The sequence below is a fragment of the Limosilactobacillus walteri genome, from assembly GCF_014830205.1.
In the GTDB taxonomy this organism is placed as follows: Bacteria; Bacillota; Bacilli; order Lactobacillales; family Lactobacillaceae; genus Limosilactobacillus; species Limosilactobacillus walteri.
The window spans coordinates 31,143-52,677 of record NZ_QORN01000029.1; the positions used below are offsets into that span (position 1 = coordinate 31,143).

At 40.7% G+C, this 21,535-nt stretch carries 20 protein-coding genes; 18 read left to right on the forward strand and 2 right to left on the reverse strand.

Annotated elements, in window-relative coordinates:
* Positions 1-108 precede the first annotated feature (108 nt).
* On the reverse strand, positions 109-2,037 hold the full coding sequence (locus tag DTK66_RS07425; protein WP_191668266.1) for an ABC-F family ATP-binding cassette domain-containing protein: 1,929 nt from the start codon (positions 2,035-2,037) through the stop codon (positions 109-111).
* A 243-nt stretch (positions 2,038-2,280) separates the two neighbouring features.
* On the opposite strand from DTK66_RS07425, the gene DTK66_RS07430 reads away from it, so the two are divergent.
* The 9 genes from DTK66_RS07430 to DTK66_RS07470 all read left to right on the forward strand — a co-directional run bounded on the left by DTK66_RS07430 (position 2,281) and on the right by DTK66_RS07470 (position 11,748).
* On the forward strand, positions 2,281-2,925 hold the full coding sequence (locus tag DTK66_RS07430; protein ID WP_153930459.1) for a redox-sensing transcriptional repressor Rex: 645 nt from the start codon (positions 2,281-2,283) through the stop codon (positions 2,923-2,925).
* A 235-nt stretch (positions 2,926-3,160) separates the two neighbouring features.
* Positions 3,161-3,445: a co-chaperone GroES gene (gene groES / locus DTK66_RS07435; protein WP_191668267.1), complete on the forward strand. Its 285-nt coding sequence runs from the start codon at positions 3,161-3,163 to the stop codon at positions 3,443-3,445.
* An 86-nt stretch (positions 3,446-3,531) separates the two neighbouring features.
* Positions 3,532-5,157 (forward strand): chaperonin GroEL, encoded by a 1,626-nt coding sequence (gene groL, locus DTK66_RS07440; RefSeq protein ID WP_153930458.1) that lies wholly within the window; start codon positions 3,532-3,534, stop codon positions 5,155-5,157.
* A 159-nt stretch (positions 5,158-5,316) separates the two neighbouring features.
* Positions 5,317-5,802, forward strand: coding sequence for a prolyl-tRNA synthetase associated domain-containing protein (locus tag DTK66_RS07445; protein WP_191668268.1), 486 nt, complete (start codon positions 5,317-5,319; stop codon positions 5,800-5,802).
* A gap of 206 nt (positions 5,803-6,008) precedes the next feature.
* Positions 6,009-7,616 carry an APC family permease gene (locus DTK66_RS07450; protein ID WP_153930456.1) on the forward strand — a complete coding sequence of 536 codons (1,608 nt, stop codon included), beginning with the start codon at positions 6,009-6,011 and terminating at the stop codon, positions 7,614-7,616.
* A gap of 84 nt (positions 7,617-7,700) precedes the next feature.
* On the forward strand, positions 7,701-9,539 hold the full coding sequence (locus DTK66_RS07455) for an APC family permease (RefSeq protein WP_153930455.1): 1,839 nt from the start codon (positions 7,701-7,703) through the stop codon (positions 9,537-9,539).
* Positions 9,540-9,574: 35 nt separating this feature from the next.
* Positions 9,575-9,835, forward strand: a complete 261-nt coding sequence (locus DTK66_RS07460; RefSeq protein ID WP_153930454.1) for a hypothetical protein — start codon at positions 9,575-9,577, stop codon at positions 9,833-9,835.
* Between the two features lie 114 nt (positions 9,836-9,949).
* A complete protein-coding gene (locus DTK66_RS07465; protein WP_225209037.1) occupies positions 9,950-10,372 on the forward strand; it encodes a MarR family winged helix-turn-helix transcriptional regulator in 423 nt (140 codons plus the stop codon).
* Positions 10,372-11,748: an MFS transporter gene (locus tag DTK66_RS07470; protein ID WP_191668269.1), complete on the forward strand. Its 1,377-nt coding sequence runs from the start codon at positions 10,372-10,374 to the stop codon at positions 11,746-11,748. Before DTK66_RS07465 ends, DTK66_RS07470 begins: the two co-directional genes overlap by 1 nt.
* 103 nt (positions 11,749-11,851) lie before the next feature.
* Here DTK66_RS07470 and DTK66_RS07475 read toward each other — a convergent pair whose 3' ends face one another.
* Entirely contained in the window at positions 11,852-12,490 is a 639-nt protein-coding gene (locus DTK66_RS07475; protein ID WP_153930342.1) for a YigZ family protein, read from the reverse strand.
* A gap of 66 nt (positions 12,491-12,556) precedes the next feature.
* Between DTK66_RS07475 and DTK66_RS07480 the strand changes: the two genes are divergently transcribed.
* From DTK66_RS07480 to lgt, 9 genes are all read left to right on the forward strand, one after another.
* Positions 12,557-13,891: an ATP-dependent helicase ComFA gene (locus DTK66_RS07480; RefSeq protein ID WP_191668309.1), complete on the forward strand. Its 1,335-nt coding sequence runs from the start codon at positions 12,557-12,559 to the stop codon at positions 13,889-13,891.
* Positions 13,892-14,030: 139 nt separating this feature from the next.
* Positions 14,031-14,552 (forward strand): ComF family protein, encoded by a 522-nt coding sequence (locus DTK66_RS07485; protein WP_225209038.1) that lies wholly within the window; start codon positions 14,031-14,033, stop codon positions 14,550-14,552.
* A 131-nt stretch (positions 14,553-14,683) separates the two neighbouring features.
* Positions 14,684-15,232 carry a ribosome hibernation-promoting factor, HPF/YfiA family gene (gene hpf, locus DTK66_RS07490; protein ID WP_153930344.1) on the forward strand — a complete coding sequence of 183 codons (549 nt, stop codon included), beginning with the start codon at positions 14,684-14,686 and terminating at the stop codon, positions 15,230-15,232.
* Between the two features lie 222 nt (positions 15,233-15,454).
* Positions 15,455-17,818, forward strand: coding sequence for a preprotein translocase subunit SecA (secA, locus tag DTK66_RS07495; RefSeq protein WP_153930345.1), 2,364 nt, complete (start codon positions 15,455-15,457; stop codon positions 17,816-17,818).
* 82 nt (positions 17,819-17,900) lie between these two features.
* Positions 17,901-19,017, forward strand: a protein-coding gene (gene prfB, locus DTK66_RS07500; RefSeq protein ID WP_370649443.1) for a peptide chain release factor 2 whose coding sequence is annotated in 2 segments (ribosomal slippage) — positions 17,901-17,972 and positions 17,974-19,017 — 1,116 coding nt in all. Because the reading frame shifts where the segments join, the coding sequence is not laid out codon by codon here.
* A gap of 30 nt (positions 19,018-19,047) precedes the next feature.
* Positions 19,048-19,383 (forward strand): PspC domain-containing protein, encoded by a 336-nt coding sequence (locus tag DTK66_RS07505; RefSeq protein WP_191668271.1) that lies wholly within the window; start codon positions 19,048-19,050, stop codon positions 19,381-19,383.
* Positions 19,383-19,739 carry a phage holin family protein gene (locus DTK66_RS07510; protein WP_153930347.1) on the forward strand — a complete coding sequence of 119 codons (357 nt, stop codon included), beginning with the start codon at positions 19,383-19,385 and terminating at the stop codon, positions 19,737-19,739. The genes DTK66_RS07505 and DTK66_RS07510 overlap by 1 nt, the downstream gene beginning before the upstream one ends.
* Before the next feature lie 14 nt (positions 19,740-19,753).
* The gene (gene hprK, locus DTK66_RS07515) at positions 19,754-20,716 is read left to right on the forward strand and encodes an HPr(Ser) kinase/phosphatase (RefSeq protein WP_191668272.1); all 963 of its coding nucleotides are present in this window, start codon (positions 19,754-19,756) and stop codon (positions 20,714-20,716) included.
* Positions 20,717-21,532 (forward strand): prolipoprotein diacylglyceryl transferase, encoded by an 816-nt coding sequence (lgt, locus tag DTK66_RS07520; RefSeq protein WP_191668273.1) that lies wholly within the window; start codon positions 20,717-20,719, stop codon positions 21,530-21,532.
* Positions 21,533-21,535 lie beyond the last annotated feature (3 nt).

Below are 21,535 nucleotides of genomic sequence, written 5' to 3' on the forward strand. Positions count from 1 at the left end.
ATAGCTTAATTATACAGGAGAGTGAAATATTAATCATCGAAATAAACTTGGAAGAAAATAGGCATGACAGGCGGTTGGTAGTGGGAACGATGAAAATTAAAGTGATTATTAATTTTGCTGGTCGAAGTCCTCTAGCTTTTCTGCTGCTTCGGTCCAAGCAAGTTCAACTTCTTCTGCCTTTGCCGCAAGTGCATCGAGCTGTTTTTGCAGGTCGGTTAGCTTACCAATATCAGTAGCAATTTCTGGTTGACTCATCTGCTCTTGAACAGCACTTTGCTGGTTTTCTAAGTCTGCCATTTCTTTTTCAAGGCTATCCACTTGTCGCTGGATTTTCCGCCGTGCCCGTTGCTGCTCCTTATTTTGCTGGTAGGATTGCTTGCCAGCTGCTCCCTTATTAGTATTGGCGTTTTCGACAATAGTAGGATTTTCCTTATCCTTAGCGGCAAGGTAGTCGTCATAGTCCCCTTCGTAATGTTTGATGCCGTTTTGCTGCATTGCCAAAATATCTGTAGCAACTTGATTGATAAAGTACCGGTCATGGGAAATAAACAACACAGTACCGTCAAATTCATTAATTGCACTTTCAAGAACTTCACGGCTATCAATATCAAGGTGGTTTGTAGGTTCATCAAGAATTAAGAAGTTAATTGATTTGAATGATAATTTGGTTAATTCAAGACGGGCTTTTTCTCCACCAGAAAGTTCATGGACAACCTTATAAACATCATCACCCACAAATAAGAAACTGCCAAGCAGGGAACGAATATCTTTTTCTGGCACTTCTGGATGGTCATCCCATACTTCTTCAAGGACAGTCTTATGGGGGTGCAATTGTTGCTGCTCCTGGTCGTAGTAGCCAATTTCAAGGTTTGCCCCCATCTTGATTGTTCCGCTAATAAGCGGGATTTTATGGAGAATTGATTTGAGTAAGGTTGACTTGCCGATTCCGTTGGGGCCAACAATCCCGATTCGTTGCGGCTTACGAACGGTGAATGAGAGCGGGCCGGCAAGTACCTGTTCATGATAGCCGACTTTTGCCTGCTCCACATCGAGGACTTCATTTCCGCTTGCTTTATCTGCGTGAAAATGGAAATGAATAGACTTGTCATCAGTTTCTGGACGGTCGAGACGTTCCATTTTCTCTAATTGTTTACGGCGTGCTTGGGCTCGTTTAGTCGTTGAAGCGCGGACGATATTACGATTGACAAAATCTTCAAGCTTAGCGATCTTTTTTTGCTGTTGGTCATAGTGCTTCCATTCTGCTTGAAGCCGCTCTTGCTTATGTTGAACAAACTGGGTGTAGTTACCGGTATAGTGGGTAAGGGTCTTATTATCAAGGTCATACACGTCATTAACAACACGGTCAAGGAAGTACCGGTCGTGGGAGACGATGAGGAGGGCCCCTTGATAACTTTTGAGGTAGTCTTCAAGCCACGCTAAGATATTCATGTCTAAATGGTTTGTTGGTTCGTCTAAGATTAATAGTCCTGGCGCTTGAAGGAGAATCTTAGCGAGGGCTAATTTTGTCTTTTGTCCACCAGAAAGGGAGTTAATCGGGGTATCATAAGTATCTTCGTCAAAACCGAACCCGTGTAAAATTCCCCGCATCCGGGAAGCATATTCATATCCGCCTTGCTTCTTAAACGATGTTTGCAATGTATCATAGGAGGCCAGAATTTGTTGATAATGCTCGCTGCTGCTATCGAGTTCACCAAGCTGCTGCTCAAGGTCGTGGATCTGTTTTTCCATCTTATGTAATGGCGTAAAAACTGTGTCAAGCTCAGACCAAATGCTATTTTGACTATCAAGTCCCTGGTCCTGGGCGAGATAACCGATTGTCAGGTCCTTGGCTTTGGTTATGGTCCCTTCGTCAGGTTCAGTAATGCCGGCAATCATTTTTAAAAAGGTTGTTTTGCCGGCACCGTTACGGCCGACGAGGGCAGTCCGACCGTGCTCTTGGATTTGTAAATTCATATTGTGAAATAAAACGTCCGCGCCAAATCGCCGGGTAACGTCATTTGTTTGTAAAAGTAACATTTTGAAACCTCATTGTAATTCCGTTAATTTGATATGATTTTATTTTAGCAGATTTCTAATTTTAAATAAAAATTTGAAAATATTTTTGTATTTTAGTTCACAAAAAATAGTTTAATTGCTAGAATATACACAGACTTAAATTTCACAAAGTAAAAATTAGTAAGTTTATCCATAATTAAACCTAGCAATCAGTTGGCAAACTAGGCAGGAGAAAAAACTAATTTTAGGAGGAACAAAGGTAGAATGGTTAATAAAAAGATTCCACGAGCAACTGCCAAACGGTTGCCGATTTACTTCCGTTATTTAAATGTATTGAAGGATGCAAATAAGCAACGGGTTTCATCGACTGAGCTATCAGAAGCAGTGCAGGTTGATTCTGCAACGATTCGTCGTGACTTTTCATATTTTGGTGAACTTGGTAAACGGGGCTATGGTTACGATGTGGAGAGTTTGTTGAAGTTTTTTAAGGGAATTCTTCATCAGGACTCTTTAGTTAGTGTTGCCTTAGTGGGGGTTGGTAGTTTAGGGAGCGCCTTATTAAACTTCAATTTCCATCAAGATACAAATTTGCGGATCAGTGCTGCCTTTGATACTAAGCCAGAATACGCTAACACTGTTAAGAGTGGTATCCCAATCTATCCTTCTGAAGACATGGTTAAGCAATTAAAAGAACAACAGATTGATGTTGTTATTTTGACTGTTCCTGGGATCAAAGCACAGCATGTTGCTGACCAATTGGTTGAGGCAGGTGTAAAGGGAATCCTTAACTTTACTCCCGTACGGTTATCCGTGCCAAAGAATGTTCAGGTACAAAATATAGATTTAACAAATGAATTACAGACGTTGATTTACTTCATTAAAAATTATAGTGAAGATTCAGTTGAATAATTATTAAAAGAGCATTGGTTTAATGGAAGCGTTAAACTAGTGCTTTTTGTATATTAATAGCCTATCAAATCAACGTTTAGTTATAACTAGAATATTTAAAAATACTTGATGGTCAAAAAAAGTCAAAGTGTTTTTATTGCATTTTGGAAATAACATGTTATATTTAAATATGTGGTTAGCACTTAAACGTTTTGAGTGCTAAAAATAAATTTATTAACAAGATGGAGGGATTAACGTGTTAAAACCATTAGGAGATCGCGTTGTTCTAAAAGCTGAAACTGAAGAAGAAAAGACAGTTGGTGGAATTGTCCTTGCTTCTAACGTAAAGGAAAAGCCAACTACTGGAAAGGTTATTGCCGTTGGAGAAGGTCGTACTTTAGACAACGGACAAAAGCTTGCTCCAGCTGTTAAGGAAGGCGACCGCGTATTATTTGATAAGTACGCTGGCAACGAAGTAGAATATGACGGTGAAAAGTACTTAGTTGTTCATGCTAAGGACTTAGTAGCAATTGTTGAATAAAAAATTATTATTTGAAAATTATTGAGGTTGAAGGATCGTTTTCCTTCACCGTCTCGAAAAATGAAATCAATTTTGAGGTGACATAAATGGCAAAAGAAATTAAGTTTTCTGAAGATGCACGGAGCGCTATGCTCAGTGGTGTTGATAAGTTAGCTGATACTGTTAAGACAACGATGGGACCAAAGGGACGGAACGTTGTTTTGGAACAAAGCTATGGCACACCTACTATTACTAATGATGGGGTTACAATTGCTAAGAGCATTGAACTCGAAGATCAATTTGAAAATATGGGTGCTAAGTTAGTAGCCGAAGTTGCTTCAAAGACTAACGACATCGCTGGTGACGGTACTACTACTGCTACTGTTTTGACCCAAGCAATTGTAAATGCCGGAATGAAGAATGTTACATCTGGTGCAAACCCAGTTGGCATTCGTCGTGGTATTGATAAGGCTACAGAAACTGCTGTTGAAGCATTAAAGAAGATGTCACACGATGTAAAGACCAAGGATGACATTGAACAAATTGCTTCTATTTCTGCTGCTAACCCAGAAGTTGGTAAGTTGATTGCTGATGCAATGGAAAAGGTTGGTCACGATGGTGTTATTACCATTGAAGATTCCCGTGGAGTTGACACTAGTGTTGACGTTGTTGAAGGAATGAGCTTTGACCGTGGTTACATGTCACAATACATGGTTACTGACAACGACAAGATGGAAGCAGACCTTGACAACCCATACATCTTGATTACGGACAAGAAGATCAGCAACATTCAAGATATCTTGCCATTACTTCAATCAGTTGTTCAAGAAGGCCGGGCCCTCTTAATCATTGCTGATGATATTACGGGTGAAGCATTACCAACTCTTGTTTTGAACAAGATTCGTGGAACATTCAATGTTGTTGCTGTTAAGGCTCCTGGCTTTGGTGATCGTCGTAAGGCTCAACTTCAAGATATTGCCGTATTGACGGGTGGTACTGTTATCTCTGATGACCTTGGCATGAGCTTGAAGGATGCTACTGTTGATCAATTAGGTCAAGCAAACAAGGTTACTGTTACTAAGGACACTACTACGATTGTTGACGGTTCTGGATCAAAGGAAGCGATCCAAGAACGAGTAGAACAAATTAAGCAAGAAATTGCCAAGTCCACTTCTGACTTTGACAAGGAAAAGCTTCAAGAACGTCTTGCTAAGTTATCAGGTGGGGTTGCCGTTGTTAAGGTCGGTGCCGCAACTGAAACTGAATTGAAAGAAAAGAAGTACCGGATTGAAGATGCCTTAAACGCTACTCGGGCAGCCGTTCAAGAAGGATTTGTTCCTGGTGGTGGTACCGCATTAATCAATGTTATTTCTTCTCTTGATAAGATTGACGCTGAAGGCGATGAATTAACTGGTATTAACATTGTTAAGGCTGCCCTTGAAGCTCCAGTTCGTCAAATTGCTGAAAACGCCGGTGTTGAAGGATCAGTAATTGTTAACGAATTGAAGAACGAAAAGGAAGGTATCGGTTACAACGCTGCTGATGGTAAGTTTGAAGATATGATTAAGGCTGGGATTGTTGACCCAACAATGGTTACCCGTTCAGCTCTTCAAAATGCAGCTTCTGTATCAGCATTGCTCCTTACTACTGAAGCAGTTGTTGCTGATAAGCCAGATCCAAAAGATAACCAAGCTCCAGCTGCTCCACAAGGCGGCATGGGCGGTATGATGTAATAACTTGAAGATGCTAAAGCGACTGAGTTTTCTCAGCCGCTTTATTATTTTCAAGCAGAAAATGTTACAGCGGAGTAGCTGACAGGTACTTCAAACGTTGATAAATTATCAGTGGAATTGCCAGTTCGGGACCGCGTTCTTTTGCTGTAAGAAGTAAAAATGGCGATTAGTAATAAGCAAGTATTAAAGTATTTAGATGATGCTAACATTAACTACCAAGTTGTTACCCATCCACCTGTCTATACTGCTGAGGAAGCAGATAGGTATGTTAAGGGATATCAATTTGGGCGGACAAAGAACCTATTTTTAAAAAGTAAAGAAAAATATTACCTTGTTGCCGTGTTAGAAAATAAGCGGCTTGACATGAAAAAGCTAAAACTAAGTTTGCAGTCAGGACGTTTATCCTTTGCCAGTCAAACAGATTTAACGAATAAGCTAGCAATAAGAAGCGGTGCAGTTTCACCGTTTAATCTGATGAATAACGCTGCGCACGATATTACCTTTATTCTGGATCGTGATATTTTAAATGACGAACTGATTGGCTGCCACCCGAACGATAATACGGCAACAGTTATTCTTAAGGTGGACGATTTAGTTCAGCTGATAAAAAAGTGGGGCAACCAGGTTGAAATCCTTCCTTTATAAGGAAGAGAAAACCTGAGACCAAAAAGTAATCCAAACTTTATTAACTTAACTACCTTTATTAAGAGAGGGCGGACAAACTAACAAATTAGTTTTGTTTTCCGCTCTTTTTTATGTCCTGATTATTAAGTTAATCTAAAGACCTTAAATTGTGGTAAAGTAAATGAGTGTAAAAATTTAACTAAATATATATTGAAAGGAACTATGAGATGGAAAAGGTAAAGTTCCAAAAAATTACTCTTTTTTCGGGAGTAATGCTTGCCCTTAATTCATTGATCGGGTCTGGATGGCTATTTGGTGCGGGAACGGCGGCAAAAGTGGCTGGTCCGGCGGCAATCATTTCTTGGATCTTAGGGGCAGTAATTATTATCAGTATTGCTCTCACGTATGTTGAATTGGGGGCAATGTTTCCAGAAAGCGGGGGAATGAGTCGTTACGCGCAGTACAGTCATGGCCCCCTACTAGGCTTTATTGCGGCATGGGCAAATTGGATTTCGTTGATAACTCTTGTCCCTATGGAAGCAGTCGCCTCAGTGCAATATATGAGTTCATGGCCGTGGGCGTGGGCAAATTGGACCCACCATTTCATGAAAAATGGTAATATTACCACTCCGGGATTATTGGTCGTATTTGGTTTTATGTTGGTATTCACGTTGATAAATTTCTGGTCAGTGAAGTTGATGACGCGTTTTACCAACCTTATATCAATTTTCAAGATCCTATTACCGACCCTGACGATTGTGATGCTGATTGTAGCAGGTTTTCATCCGGGAAATTTTGGTCATAGTGTTAATACTTTTATGCCATATGGAAGTCGGTCCATCTTTGAGGCCGCGGCTGTATCAGGAATCATTATGTCGTATGATGCCTTTCAGACAGTAATAAATATGGGTGGCGAGATGGTCAATCCCCATAAAAATATTGTCCGTGGGGTACTTATCTCGATGATTATTACTGCAGTTATTTATATTATGTTACAAGTTGCATTTATTGGGGCGATTGACCCGGGATTATTAACACAAAAGGGCTGGCACGGGATTAACTACACATCTCCTTTTGCAGATATTGCGATTTTACTGGGGATGAATTGGCTGGCAATTTTGTTGTATATGGATGCTTTTGTTTCACCATTTGGGACCGGTGTTGCGTTTGTGGCAACGGCCTCGCGGGCATTGGCAGCGATGACGCATACTGGTCATTTACCGCAGTGGCTTGGTCGTCTTGAACGGCGATACATGATTCCGCGATTTGCCATGGTCGTTGATTTAATTTTAGCTGTTATTATGGTTAGTCTTTTCCGTAATTGGAGCTTATTAGCAACAGTTATCACAGGGTCGACCTTGATTGCTTATCTCACCGGGCCAGTAACAGTGATTTCATTACGGAAAATGCGGGCAGATTTAAAACGGCCGTTTAACCCTCGCTTTATGTCGTGGCTAGCTCCGTTTGCGTTTGTCTTGACTAGTTTGTCAATATATTGGACAATGTGGCCGACCACTGTTCAGGTTATTGGCGTTATTTTATTAGGACTGCCAATCTACCTTTACTATGAAATTCGCTATCGACACGCAAGGGGATTAAAGGACTTGCGCAACTGTTATTGGATGTTGGCTTATCTAATTTTTATTTCAATCATTTCATATATTGGTAGTGAAGGTTTTGGTGGTCAGGATTGGCTTAAATATCCATGGGACTTTGTTATAATTATTATTTGTTCCCTTGGCTTTTATTGGTGGGCAGTTGCTAGTCGCATGAAAAAGATTGATCCTGCGGCAGAAAAGGTAAATGCAAAGGTAAAACTACCATTAGAAGATTAATTTAGCCATTTGTGTATTGCAAAATTTGATCAGAAATTGTAGTATGGTCACCTATAAAAATTGTAAAGATTGAAGGAGGATAGTATGTGGCGCTATTTAAAACGTGTTTTGATCGGGAAACCGTTAAAAACCCTTGATGAGGGGCAGACACATCTAACCAAGTTTAAAGCATTAGCAATGCTTTCATCTGATGCGATATCGTCAGTTGCTTATGGACCGGAACAGATTACGACTGTTTTAGTTACTTTATCGGCAGCTGCAATTTGGTATTCAATTCCAATTGCGGCGATTGTTTTGATCCTATTGTTGGCGATTACGTTATCATATCAGCAAATTATTCATGCCTATCCAAGTGGTGGGGGTGCGTATGTTGTTGCGACAAGAAACTGGGGGAGCAATGGTGGCTTGTTCGCTGGAGGCTCCTTGTTGGTTGACTATATGTTGACTGTTGCCGTATCGACGACATCAGGAGTTGAAGCGATTACTTCAGCTGTTCCAGCATTGTATAAATTTTCGATTCCCCTTGGGATTATTATTGTTTTGTTAATTATGTTTATGAACTTACGGGGGATGAGTGAGAGTGCTAATTTCTTGACAATCCCCGTTTATTTCTTTGTCATTATGATGATTATCATGGTCATTTGGGGTGGCTATAATATAGCTACGGGCCATATCCATTACAAGGCAATTGTTGATTATGGTACCCCGGTTTCAGGAATGTCATTTGTCTTGCTGATTCGGGCGTTTTCTGCTGGTTCTTCATCCTTGACGGGGGTTGAAGCGGTAAGTAATGCTGTTCCTAACTTTAACAAGCCTAAAGAAAAGAATGCGTCAACTACGCTTGCAATTATGAGTGCCATTTTGGCCTTCTTCTTTATTGCAGTTATCTTCTTTAGTTTTTATCTAGGAGTGGTTCCTAATTCGCGGACGACGATTCTTTCCCAGATGGCGGCGCAAATTTTTGGTGGTCACGGGCTTGGCTTCTATATGTTGCAGTTGTCAACAGCTATGATCTTAGCAGTCGCTGCTAATACTGGGTTCTCTGCTTTCCCAATTCTAGCCTTCAATATGGCAAAGGATAAGTATATGCCCCACGCATTTATGGACCGTGGTGACCGTTTAGGATATTCCAATGGGATTATTTCATTAGCTATCGGTGCGATTATTTTAATTTTAATTTTCCATGGTCAGACTAACATGTTAATTCCGTTGTATGCAGTCGGGGTATTTGTGCCATTTACTTTGTCACAGTCAGGAATGATTATTCACTGGTTCCGTGAACGAGAAGGTTTCTGGCTCGGTAAGGCTTTCATCAACCTTGTGGGGGCTTTAATCTCATTTGCCCTTGTTATCTGCCTTTTCTGGCAACACTTTGCTAATGTGTGGCCTTACTTGATTATTATGCCGTTACTATTATGGATGTTCCATACGGTCCATCGTCATTACGTTAAGGTTGCGGCACAATTAAGAGTTGCGGAGAAAACAAAAGTGCAATTGCATGATTATGATGGAGCAACAGTTATTGTGCTTGTTGGTAATGTTACCCGAGTGACCCGCGGCGCAATCAACTACGCTCGCTCAATTGGTGATTATGTAATTGCTATGCACGTCTCGTTTGACGAGAACCCTGGTAAGGAGCATAAGACCGCTAACGAATTCAAAGCTGAATATCCAGATGTACGATTCGTTGATATTCATTCTTCTTACCGTTCAATTGCTAAACCAACGTTACGGTTTGTCGATGTGATTGCTAAACGAGCAGAGGCAAGAAATTACTCTACGACAGTATTGGTACCGCAATTTATTCCTAAGCGGCCATGGCAATTAGCCCTCCATAACCAGACTAGTGTTCGGTTGCGGGCACTATTAAATTCCCGGGAAAATATTATTGTTGCCAGTTATAATTACCACTTGCAAGAATAATACTTTCTAGATTAATTAAGAAAGCGTTGATTACTATGAATAAAAAACAGGTTCTATGGGGATTATTATTTGCAGTTGGTTTATTCCTCGCTGCCAGCTATTCCATTGACAATCGGGGCTTTCATTCAGGAATATACGGGATTATTGGATGTGGCCTTATCCTTAGTTCGTATGCGGGGCTAAACTGGAAAAAACTCCAAAATAAAGATCAGCATACTCGGCGGATTTTACTAGTCTTGAGTTGTATTTTAGCCTTAATAGTAGTTTTAGATATTGCTGAGATAGTATTAAGTTAAACAAAGAGTCGTTAGTGCTTAGGGTGATTCCTAGCTGCTAAGGCTCTTTTTTTTATTGATTTTATAAGCGAATGTTATATAATTTTGTTAGCTTGCTAACAAAAAGGAGAAAAAATGAACGAGATGATGGGGCGCCTGATAAAACAGGCCAATAATAAAATAAATCACGAAATGAACGTCTTTGCTCAGCAATATGATTTGACGGGAACGCAAATGTCAATTATTGATTTTTTAACTCATTTCCCGGGAAATAGTTGCGACCAACACCAAATTGAATCTGAATTTGGGATTAAGCGGTCAACGACAACGGTGCTATTACAACGGATGGCGAAAAAAGGTCTTATTACCCGTGATATTTCCCCCAGCGATCATCGGCAAAAAGTAGTAGCGCTGACAACCGCTGGGAAAGAGTTGGTGCCGATTGTCAGTCAATATTTAAAAGATTATGAAGCCCGAATTAAAGCTACATTTAGTGAAGATGAAATTACCGTAATTGAGCAATTTTTAACGTCAATTATCAAGGGGGAACTAGGATAATGAATGATAAAATTTCACCAAAAGTTATTGCAGCAATTGTGGCAACAGGGTTAATGTCCTTTTGTGGCGTCATTGTGGAAACTTCGATGAATGTCACGTTTCCAATTTTGATGCGTGAATTTGCGATTACAACGAATACGGTTCAATGGATTACTTCAATTTATTTATTGCTAGTAGCAATTATTGTGCCGTTGTCGGCGGTTTTAAAAAGCTCATTCAAAACTAAAAGCTTATTTACGGCAGCAATTTTACTCTTTATTGGCGGAGTAGTGATTGATGCACTAGCGCCAACGTTTACCGTGTTATTGATTGGCCGAGCAATTCAGGGGATTGGTACGGGAATTGCCCTACCATTAATGTTTAATATTATTATGGAGCAGGTTCCAGCAAGTAAGATTGGCCTAATGATGGGCGTTGGTAACTTAATTACCGGAGTTGCCCCAGCAATTGGTCCGACTTTTGGCGGGATTGTTGCCAGTCAGCTTAATTGGCGCTGGGTTTTCTATCTCTTGCTTCCATTGCTCTTTATTTCACTATTGCTAGGAGAATGGGGGATTACGCAAAAGTCTGTTATTCGCCGTCAACATGTTGACCTGTTTAGTATGCTGATGATTATCTGCCTTTTCACTGGTTTAGTAACTGGATTTAGTAATCTCGGTAGCCAGCCATTTATTAGTTTGAACGTCGGTGGAGCGATCCTAGTAGGACTGGCTGGCATGAGTGGCTTGGTTTGGCGTTCGTTGACAATTAACCAACCGATTCTACAATTACGCTTATTCAAAAATCCGTTATTTACTGGGCATGTATTGGGATTTTTCCTTACCCAGTTGATTTCATTAGGATTTGCGTTCTTATTACCGAACTATATTCAGCTAGTTAATGGTAATACTGCAATGGTGGCAGGCTTAGTTGTTTTGCCAGCAGGTTTTGCCGGGGCTCTTTTTGCTCCGTTAGGCGGGCGGATCTTAGACCGTTTTGGTGCACGAAAGCCAATATTATTAGGGATAACGCTATGCTTGCTATCGTTGCTGCTTTTTACCGTAATGAGCCGCCATTTGAGTAACCTGTTTATTGCGATTGTATACATCTTTTATATGGCTGGGATGGGGATGTGTATGGGAAGTGTAATGACCAGTGCCTTAACAGTGGTTGGTAAGGAAAATTCCCCGCAAGGCAATGCAATCTTGAATACCCTCCAACAGTTTGCTGGTGCAATTGGAACATCATTGGTAGCGATGATTGTTGCCACAAGCCAGGCTCACTTACACGTTAACCGCAGCATTTCGACAGCGGTCGGCACACAAGGAGCATTTGCATTACTGACAGTTTTTGCGGTTATTGTATGGATTAGTTACTACCGGTCAGTTAAACAATAAAAATACGAAAGGGACTGGAAAAAATTTTTTGCCAGCCCCTTTTTAAATATTATAAAGTTAAATCACAATCACCTTGTTGAATGGGTCATTTTTCAACTGTACATTAATTTTGGTATGGAATTTCATTAAATCGCTTAGGTCCCTCCGTAATCTGTAATTGATCGTTAAACCGGTTCGTTAGCGCTTGCTTTACAGTTGCCAATTCGTCCTCGTTAACATAGACGGTGGTTAAAACATTCACACCGTATTCTTCGCCCGCGACTTCTAGGTTATTTTCTTTCAAGTAGTACAAGAGTGAGTCATGTTGGGAATAGGCAACAGTAATCTGGAGAGTTGCCTGTTTAACGCGTTGGATTAGTCCTGCTTGCTGAATAGCCTCGGTAGTTGTATTGCTATATGCACGGATAAGACCACCGGCACCAAGTTTAATTCCGCCAAAATAACGAGTTACAACGGCTGCCACGTCATGAATTTTGGCAAGCTTTAGCGATTCAAGAATCGGAATCCCAGCGGTACCGCTTGGCTCACCATTATCACTTTCACGTTGAACTTGGTCGTTGTCGCCAATCATGTAGGCAAAACAGTTGTGGGTTGCTTTGCGGTTTTCAGTTTGAATCTTACTGATAAATGCTTGAGCTTCTTCGTCAGATGATACCCGAGCAATTGAACAAATAAATCGTGATTTCTTAATTACTTTTTCGTTGGTGGTATCGTGAGCAATTGTTAAATAGGGTTCTGTCATTTTTAAACTTCCTTCGTGCATTTTTAATTTTTTTACGTATATATACTTATAGGGGGGTAGTAAATGATGGATCTTAGTTATTATTATGGCCGGCAAGTCTTGGTAAATCGCTTGGCGCCGGTTCCTGCCGGTGTTCGAGTTTTACCGACAATTGAGGTGAGGTCACGGAATATTCGGTGTTATCGTTGTAACCAATTGACAGCGAAAACTATCGCTGCCTTACCGCATAACGAATTTTATTGTCCTCACTGTATTAACCTGGGGCGGGTTTCAACGTTAAATAAATTTTATCATGTTCCCGAACCAAATCAATTTCTGCCAATTAAGCAACCAATATTAACATGGCACGGTAAGTTATCACCGTTGCAAGAGCAGGTTTCACTGACGGTTGCCCAGCGAATGGCTCGCCACGAGCACCAGTTATTATGGGCAGTGACAGGAGCTGGCAAGACGGAGATGATGTTTGCAGGGATTGCAGCAGCTATCCGCCGTGGTGAACGCGTTGGAATAGCTTCACCGCGGGTCGATGTTTGTCTGGAGCTTTTTCCGCGCCTGCAAGCGGCCTTTGCTAATTGCGAGATTGCCTTATTGCATGGGCGGCAAGAATTACCATACCATTATGCTCAATTAACAATTTGTACGACCCACCAGTTATTGCGGTTCTACCATGCCTTTGATAATTTAATTATTGATGAGGTCGATGCTTTTCCCTACGCGGCTGATAAATCACTGCTTTATGCCACTAAGCATGCTCTGAAGGCCGATGGCGGCTGCCTATACTTGACGGCAACACCTGGTGATGCTTTATTACGTGAGGTGAGGCAGCGCCGTTTAGCGGTTAGTTATTTACCGTTACGGTATCATGGTCATCTCTTACCACGGATAAAGGTTCAGCTTGTTTGTTGGCGGCAACGGTTAAAGCACCGGCAACTGCCAAGACGATGTGTGCAAAGAATGAACAAAAGCTTAGTTCGCCATCACCGTTTCCTATTATTTGTACCGCACGTTGTTGATTTGTCATCAGTTTTCATAACCCTCCAAGCATATTTTCCGCGTTATCGTTTCGCAACGGTCCATGCCAATGACCCTGACCGGCTAATAAAAGTTCAGCGCATGCGTGATGGTGAGTATGACTTTTTAATTACAACGTCAATCCTTGAACGTGGGGTCACCTTTCCTGAAATTGACGTATATGTGTTAGGAGCTGACGAAGCCGTTTTTTCTTCTTCGGCACTAGTCCAAATTGCGGGGCGGGCTGGTCGTGCACAGAGCCGGCCGACCGGAAATGTAATCTTATGGGTGAGCAGTAATTGCCGACAAGTACGACAAGCAACCCAACAGATAAATTATATGAATCGGAAAGGACAACGGATAAAAGATGAAGTGTCTGTTATGCAATAAGATAATTTCAGTTCGGCTAACAATAAGAGATATATTTTGGCCGAGCGAGATTTTAAACCAAGCAACTTGTCCAGAATGTACGAATAAATTTGTCCATTGGCAAACGGTAAATCGGTGTCGGGGATGCGGAAGATCAGGAATGGAAAAAGGACAACTGTTATGCAGTGAATGTAATTATTGGAAGCAAATGTACGGCTGGTATCTTCATCACCACGGAATATATCGTTATAATTCGATGATGAAAGAATACATGCGTCGCTATAAATTTGATGGTGATTATCGCTTGCGCAAAGTATTTCAATGTGAATTCAGTACATATATTCGGCAGATACCTACTGACTATATAGTTCCAATTCCGATAACAACGACAACGTGGCAAACACGAGGGTTTAATCAAGTAGTTGGGTTATTACGAGAAGTTCCATACCTAACAGCACTTCAAACCAAAATAGAAAAAAAGGCGCCTCAATCAAGTAAAAATAGACAAGAACGATTAGCGGCATCACAACCTTTTATCCTTAAAACGCCAGCAAAATTTAAGCATAAAAAGATTCTTTTAATTGATGATGTCTATACCACTGGACGAACACTTTATCATGCTGCTGAACTATTTCATCAAGCAGGCGGTGATTGGGTTGGAAGCGTTTCTTTAGCACGTTAAAATCTTCTTAAGATCCGTTAATAAAATTTGTTAATTAATCAGAACTAATCTATAATAAAGATAGGATATGAGAAGAGTGGTCCTTCTGATATCAGATCAAGCAATGGCTTGGCTGAAAGGAGAGAAGTACAATGTTAAAGTTCAATATTCGTGGTGAAAATGTCGAAGTTACTGAGTCAATCCGTGATTACGTGGTAAAACGGATCAGCAAACTTCAAAAGTTCTTTGAAGATAGCGTTGAAGCTACCGCCCACGTGAACTTAAAAGTTTATCCAAACCGTACGTACAAGGTTGAAGTAACTATTCCTTTACCATACTTGACGTTGCGGGCAGAAGAGACTTCTAATGATATGTACGGAAGCATTGATTTAGTTACAGATAAGCTTGAACGGCAGATTCGGAAGTACAAGACAAAGGTAAACCGTAAGTCACGTGAAAAGGGCTTAAAGAACCTTGAATTCATCCCATCTGACAATGATGTTGTAGACGAAGCTGATGATGAATTAAAGATTGTACGGACGAAGCAGGTTTCATTAAAGCCAATGGACCCAGAAGAAGCAGTCCTTCAAATGGACATGTTAGGACATGACTTCTTTGTCTTCCAAGATGCTGATACTGATGGCATTAGCATTGTTTACCGTCGTAATGATGGTCGTTATGGCTTAATTGAAGCAGAATAGTCAATGCTAAATAATTAAGAAAAGCGCGGATGAGAAATCATTGGCGTTTTTTATTTCTGATATCGGTTGGACGGCTATTTTAGTAGTTATAATTGTGTTGAAAATTTTTATTTACGTTATGAACGTGGTAAAATATTATGGTTAGAATAAAAATATAATTGGCTTGAGTAGTACTTTTTTATTGATATTGGACTTAAGCCAGAAAGTAGGAAGGACGCTTTTATGGCCAATATTTTAAAAAAATGGATTGAAAGCGATCGTCGTGAGTTACGGCGAATTAATAAAATAGCAAATAAAGTAGAAAGTTATGCTAAGCAGATGTCAGAATTGACTGATGAACAACTTCAGGCAAAAACTGACGAATTCCGAGATCGTTACAAAAAAGGAGAATCACTGGATCATATGCTTCCCGAGGCTTTTGCGGTGTCTCGTGAAGGAGCTAAGCGAGTTTTAGGCTTGTATCCATTCCATGTCCAAATTATGGGGGGAATCGTTCTGCATGAAGGTAACATTGCGGAAATGCGTACTGGTGAAGGTAAGACCTTGACTGCTACGATGCCAGTGTACTTGAATGCTATCTCTGGCAAGGGAGTTCACGTTATTACGGTTAACGAATACCTATCAAAACGTGATGCAACAGAAATGGGACAGCTTTATAACTGGTTAGGCTGTTCTGTTGGAGTTAATAATTCTGAAATGAGCCCTGATCAAAAGCGGGAAGCGTACAAGGCTGACATTATGTACTCAACTAATAGTGAGATCGGATTTGATTATCTTCGTGATAATATGGCGGTTTACAAAGAAGATCAAGTTCAACGGGGACTAAATTATGCCTTAGTTGATGAGGTTGATTCAATTTTGATTGACGAAGCGCGGACGCCATTGATTATCTCTGGTCCAGGGACAGGAACATCAAAGCTATATCGACAGACAGACCGGTTTGTTAAACAATTAAAAAAGGATGTCGATTATAAGGTTGATCTTGAATCAAAGACAGTTTCTTTAACTGATGAAGGAATTAAAAAGGCTGAAAAATACTTTAACTTAAAGAACCTTTACGACCCTGAAAATACTGCATTGACGCACCACTTAGATCAAGCATTGCGTGCTAATTACATCATGCTTCTTGATAAGGACTATGTTGTTCAAGATGGTGAAGTCTTGATCGTTGATTCTTTTACTGGACGGGTAATGGAAGGACGGCGTTTCTCTGATGGATTGCACCAAGCAATCGAAGCCAAAGAAGGCGTTGAAATTCAAGAAGAGAACAAGACGATGGCTAACATCACATACCAGAACTTATTCCGGATGTACAATAAACTAGCAGGGATGACTGGTACAGCTAAGACGGAGCAAGAAGAATTCCGTGAAATTTACAACATGGAAACTATTACGATCCCAACTAATCGTCCGGTTCAGCGTAAAGATGAGCCAGATTTATTATATCCAACCTTGCAAAGCAAATTTGCGGCAGTTGTTGAACGAATCAAAAAGCTCCACGCCAAGGGTCAGCCAATCTTAGTCGGAACTGTGGCTGTCGAGACGTCCGAATATCTTTCGCAACTTCTTGATAAAGAAAACATTCCTCATGTTGTCTTAAATGCTAAAAACCACGCTAAGGAAGCTGAGATTGTTAAAAATGCCGGTCAAAAAGGTGCAGTTACAATTGCTACTAACATGGCTGGTCGGGGAACTGATATTAAATTAGGACCTGGTGTTCGTGAAATCGGCGGCTTAGCGGTTATTGGAACTGAACGTCATGAGTCGCGGCGGATTGATAACCAGCTGCGGGGACGTTCTGGTCGACAAGGAGACCCTGGCTTATCACAATTTTATCTTTCCCTTGAGGATGACTTGATGAAACGTTTCGGTGGTGACCGAATTAAGTCATTCTTAGAGCGGATGAAAGTTAATGATGAAGATGCGGTTATTCGTAGCCGTTTCTTAACTCACCAAGTTGAATCGGCTCAAAAACGAGTTGAAGGTAACAACTATGATTCACGGAAAAACGTTTTGCAATATGATGACGTAATGCGTGAACAGCGTGAAATTATTTATAAAGAACGGCAAGAGATTATCACAGAAGATAAATCGCTGAAATGGGTTTTGATGCCCATGTTTAAGCGTACAATCAAACGTGAAGTCGATCAGCACACTCTTGGTGAAAAGAAAGATTGGGATTTACAAGGAATTGTTGACTTTGCCGAAGAAGTTTTGATCAAACCTGATACAATTACGGTTAAGGACCTTGAAGGTAAGACACCAGACGAGATTGTAGACTACTTAATGACCTTTGCCGAGGGTGTCTACAAGGAAAAGCAAAAACAGCTCTACGATCCAGCACAAATGCTTGAGTTTGAAAAAGTTGTTATCTTACGGGTGGTGGATTCACACTGGACAGACCATATTGATATTATGGATCAATTCCGTCAATCAGTTGGTTTACGGGGTTACGGTCAGTTAAACCCGTTAGTTGAATATCAAACTGCAGGTTATCACATGTTTGAGCAAATGATTGCGGATATTGAGTATGAAACGACTCGTCTCTTTATGAAGTCCGAAATTCGGCAAAATGTAACCCGATAGTTATAAATTTACTACTAGGTACGGCAGTAAGGTAACCCATGGCGGTACCGCTGCCGTATTGTTGTATTACGGAGGTTTTATTGTGGAATTAAGCGAAGCAAAAAAACAAGTAGAAGCAATGCAAAAAGAAGTTACGCACTTCGGGAGGTCTCTTTGACCTTGATGCGTTAGATGAACGTATTGCTGAAATTGAACAAGAGATGGCACAACCTGACTTTTGGAATGATAATGAAAAAGCACAGAAAATTATTACCGAAAATAATAATTTAAAGGATAAACGCGATACGTTTGTCAATCTGCGCGATCAAATTGCTGATTTAGAGACGTCGATTGAGCTATTAACCGTTGAACCTGATGCGGACTTACAAGAAGAATTTGAAACATCATTTGATGAGACGCAACAAGCTCTTAAACAGTATCGGCTTAACCAATTATTAGCTGGTGAGTATGATGCCAAAAATGCAATCTTAGAAATTCATCCTGGAGCTGGCGGAACGGAAGCACAGGACTGGGGTGAAATGCTCTTGCGGATGTATGTCCGCTGGGGAGAACAACATGGTTTTACGGTAGAAACAGCTAGTTATGAAGCCGGTGAAGAAGCTGGAATTAAAAGCGTTACCTTATTAATCAAAGGTCATAATGCATTTGGTTATTTACGAAGCGAAAAGGGTGTTCACCGTTTAGTACGGATTTCTCCTTTTGATGCCGCGGGTCGTCGTCATACATCCTTTGCTTCGGTTGATGTAATGCCGGAATTAGATGATAGTGTTGAAGTTGAGATTGATCCATCTGACTTACGAATCGATACCTTTCGTTCTAGCGGGGCCGGTGGTCAGCACATTAATAAGACAGAGTCAGCAGTTCGCATTACCCATCTTCCAACGGGAATTGTCACTTCATCCCAGGCAGAGCGATCACAATTGCAAAACCGGGTAACGGCAATGAACATGCTAAAATCAAAGCTTTATGAATTAGAAGAAGAAAAAAAGGCTAAGCAGCGGGCGGAAATCGAAGGAGAACAGCTTGATATTGGCTGGGGCTCTCAGATTCGCTCATACGTCTTCCATCCTTATACCCTTGTTAAAGATAATCGGAGCGGTTATGAGACGCATAATGGTCAAGCGGTGATGGATGGCGATCTTGATCCTTTTATTAATGCCTTTTTGCAATGGAAACTTAGTCAAAAGAATCCGCAATAATTGGTTTCGTTTAGAAGGGAAGTGAATGGAATGCGTGAGAGTCAACGTAAAAGATTAACGCGTTCTGGGTCAGATAAAATGGTTGCTGGTGTTTTTGGCGGAATTGGTCAATATTTTAAGATTCAACCAAATATTTTACGGATTTTATATGTCCTATTAACTATTTTCACTGGTTTTGTTCCAGGGGTCATTATCTATATTATCTTGGTAATAATCATGCCTGCTGACCCGCAAAACCCTGATTTATTAGGAATACTAAAATCATTTAGTGAATCACAAACAAAGTCCCATCAGTCCCAAGAGCGTTCTCGCCGAACATTAACGGATGTAGAAGAAAAAGACATTAAAAGAAATGGAAGATCATAATGGAATTTTGGAAACGCGTATTAATTGATACGATCCTCTTTATTGCCCTGGCAGGTTTATTTGCTGGTACAGGAATGTTTTATATTACTAGTGCATGGATTGCACCGCTAGCAAGTTTTGTTTTAGCAATCTTAAATGTGCTCATCAAACCCATTTTAGTAATATTGTCGTTGCCGATAAATGTTTTGACCCTCGGTCTTTTTAGTGTTGTAATTAATGGAATAATGCTGCAACTGACATCGCTGCTTGTCGGTCCAGCGAACTTTCATTTCTCGTCATTTGGTGCTGCAATATTGATTGCAATTATTATGGCAATCTTTAACACGATTATTACCAGTCACGAGGAAAGAATGTAAAGGAGTGGAGAAAAGTGTCCAACAGTATTACGGTTCAAGAATTAGTTGAGAAGGTGCGATTAAAAGTCTTACAAGGTGAAGAATATTTACAACGTAAGATTACAACTAGTGATATATCACGCCCCGCTTTGGAATTTGCCGGATATTTTAAGCATTATCCGGCAGTCCGCATTCAGTTGTTAGGAATCACCGAGACTTCCTTTGCCAAAGACTTGACTCATGAACAACGAGAAGAATATATGACAAGAATGTGTATGCCACAAACACCATGTTTTGTTATCTCAACTAACTTGCCAATTCCTAAAGAGCTTAAAAAGGCGGCAAATGATGCTAAAATTCCAATTTTAGGAACGCACCTTACGTCTTCACAAATTTTAAGTAATATGACTTCCTATTTGCTGGGAAGGCTAGCTCCACGTAAATCTCTTCACGGGGTACTAGTCGATATTAGCGGGGTCGGTGTTTTAATTACTGGTGATTCGGGAGTCGGTAAGAGTGAAACGGCCCTTGAACTTGTTCGTCGTGGACACCGTCTGATTGCTGATGACCGAGTTGAAGTTTATGCTCGGGATGAGCAAATCCTAGTTGGAACAGCTCCCCAAATTCTAAAAAATCTAATGGAGATTCGGGGAATTGGTATTATTGATGTTTCAACGTTATATGGGACCGGGGCAATTATGCCATCAGATCAAATTAATTTAATTGTTCACCTTGAGACGTGGACACCAGATGTTCAATTTGACCGCTTAGGTGATCGTGGAGATACTCAAACTATTCAAGGTGTAATCGTGCCTAAGGTTTCAGTTCCCGTCAAGACTGGGCGGAATTTAGCCATTATTATTGAATCGGCAGCAATGAATTACCGTGCTGAAACGATGGGTTATGATGCAACCGAGACGTTTGACCGCAACCTTAACCAACTAATCAAGCAAAATTCAGAGCGTGATAGTAAAAAGAATGAAGGGTCTGCGAATTAGATGACTAACGTAGCAATAAAAGCGGTTTTAAACCCCATTGCCTTTCAAGGTGGTCCGTTTACGATTCATTGGTATGGCGTGATCATTGCTAGCGGAGTTGTTTTAGCCTTGCTGCTTTCAGTGCGTGAAGGAAAGCGGCAAGGCATTCCTGAAGATGACTTTTACGATTATCTACTGTGGGCGCTTCCAGTCGCAATTATCTGCGCACGGGCGTACTATGTAACTTTCCAATGGGATTATTATTCTCAACATCCTAGTGAGATTATTGCAATTTGGGATGGTGGAATTGCAATTTATGGTGCTATCCTTGGCGGATTTGCGGTTTTGCTTATTTTTTGCCATTACCGCCATATTTCTGGTTGGTTAATGATGGATATTATTGCACCCACCTTAATCTTGGCACAAGGAATAGGCCGGTGGGGTAATTTTATGAACCAGGAAGCGTTTGGCGCAGTTACAACGCGTGCAAACTTGGTTGCCCAGCATATTCCTAACTGGATAATTAACCAAATGTATATTGGTGGTCATTATCGAATTCCGACATTTTTATATGAATCATTATGGGATTTTGCCGGTTTTGCATTATTGATGCTCCTGCGTCACCGAAAGCACCTTTTTCGGCGCGGAGAAATCTTTTTATCATATGTAATGTGGTACTCATGCGGACGCTTTATTATTGAAGGAATGCGGACAGATAGTTTAATGCTAGGGCAAATTCGGGTTTCGCAAATGCTCTCAGTCGTCTTTTTTATTGGTGCGTTAATAATAATGATTATTCGTCGTCGGCAAAAGAACGTACCGTGGTATATGGCGTAAGTA

Coding starts and splice junctions, on each gene's coding strand:
- DTK66_RS07425 (WP_191668266.1), bottom strand. CDS start 2,037: ATGTTACTTTTACAAACAAATGACGTTACCCGGCGATTTGGCGCGGAC.
- DTK66_RS07430 (WP_153930459.1), top strand. CDS start 2,281: ATGGTTAATAAAAAGATTCCACGAGCAACTGCCAAACGGTTGCCGATT.
- groL (WP_153930458.1), top strand. CDS start 3,532: ATGGCAAAAGAAATTAAGTTTTCTGAAGATGCACGGAGCGCTATGCTC.
- DTK66_RS07445 (WP_191668268.1), top strand. CDS start 5,317: ATGGCGATTAGTAATAAGCAAGTATTAAAGTATTTAGATGATGCTAAC.
- DTK66_RS07450 (WP_153930456.1), top strand. CDS start 6,009: ATGGAAAAGGTAAAGTTCCAAAAAATTACTCTTTTTTCGGGAGTAATG.
- DTK66_RS07455 (WP_153930455.1), top strand. CDS start 7,701: ATGTGGCGCTATTTAAAACGTGTTTTGATCGGGAAACCGTTAAAAACC.
- DTK66_RS07460 (WP_153930454.1), top strand. CDS start 9,575: ATGAATAAAAAACAGGTTCTATGGGGATTATTATTTGCAGTTGGTTTA.
- DTK66_RS07465 (WP_225209037.1), top strand. CDS start 9,950: ATGAACGAGATGATGGGGCGCCTGATAAAACAGGCCAATAATAAAATA.
- DTK66_RS07470 (WP_191668269.1), top strand. CDS start 10,372: ATGAATGATAAAATTTCACCAAAAGTTATTGCAGCAATTGTGGCAACA.
- DTK66_RS07475 (WP_153930342.1), bottom strand. CDS start 12,490: ATGACAGAACCCTATTTAACAATTGCTCACGATACCACCAACGAAAAA.
- DTK66_RS07480 (WP_191668309.1), top strand. CDS start 12,557: ATGGATCTTAGTTATTATTATGGCCGGCAAGTCTTGGTAAATCGCTTG.
- DTK66_RS07485 (WP_225209038.1), top strand. CDS start 14,031: ATGGAAAAAGGACAACTGTTATGCAGTGAATGTAATTATTGGAAGCAA.
- hpf (WP_153930344.1), top strand. CDS start 14,684: ATGTTAAAGTTCAATATTCGTGGTGAAAATGTCGAAGTTACTGAGTCA.
- secA (WP_153930345.1), top strand. CDS start 15,455: ATGGCCAATATTTTAAAAAAATGGATTGAAAGCGATCGTCGTGAGTTA.
- DTK66_RS07505 (WP_191668271.1), top strand. CDS start 19,048: ATGCGTGAGAGTCAACGTAAAAGATTAACGCGTTCTGGGTCAGATAAA.
- DTK66_RS07510 (WP_153930347.1), top strand. CDS start 19,383: ATGGAATTTTGGAAACGCGTATTAATTGATACGATCCTCTTTATTGCC.
- lgt (WP_191668273.1), top strand. CDS start 20,717: ATGACTAACGTAGCAATAAAAGCGGTTTTAAACCCCATTGCCTTTCAA.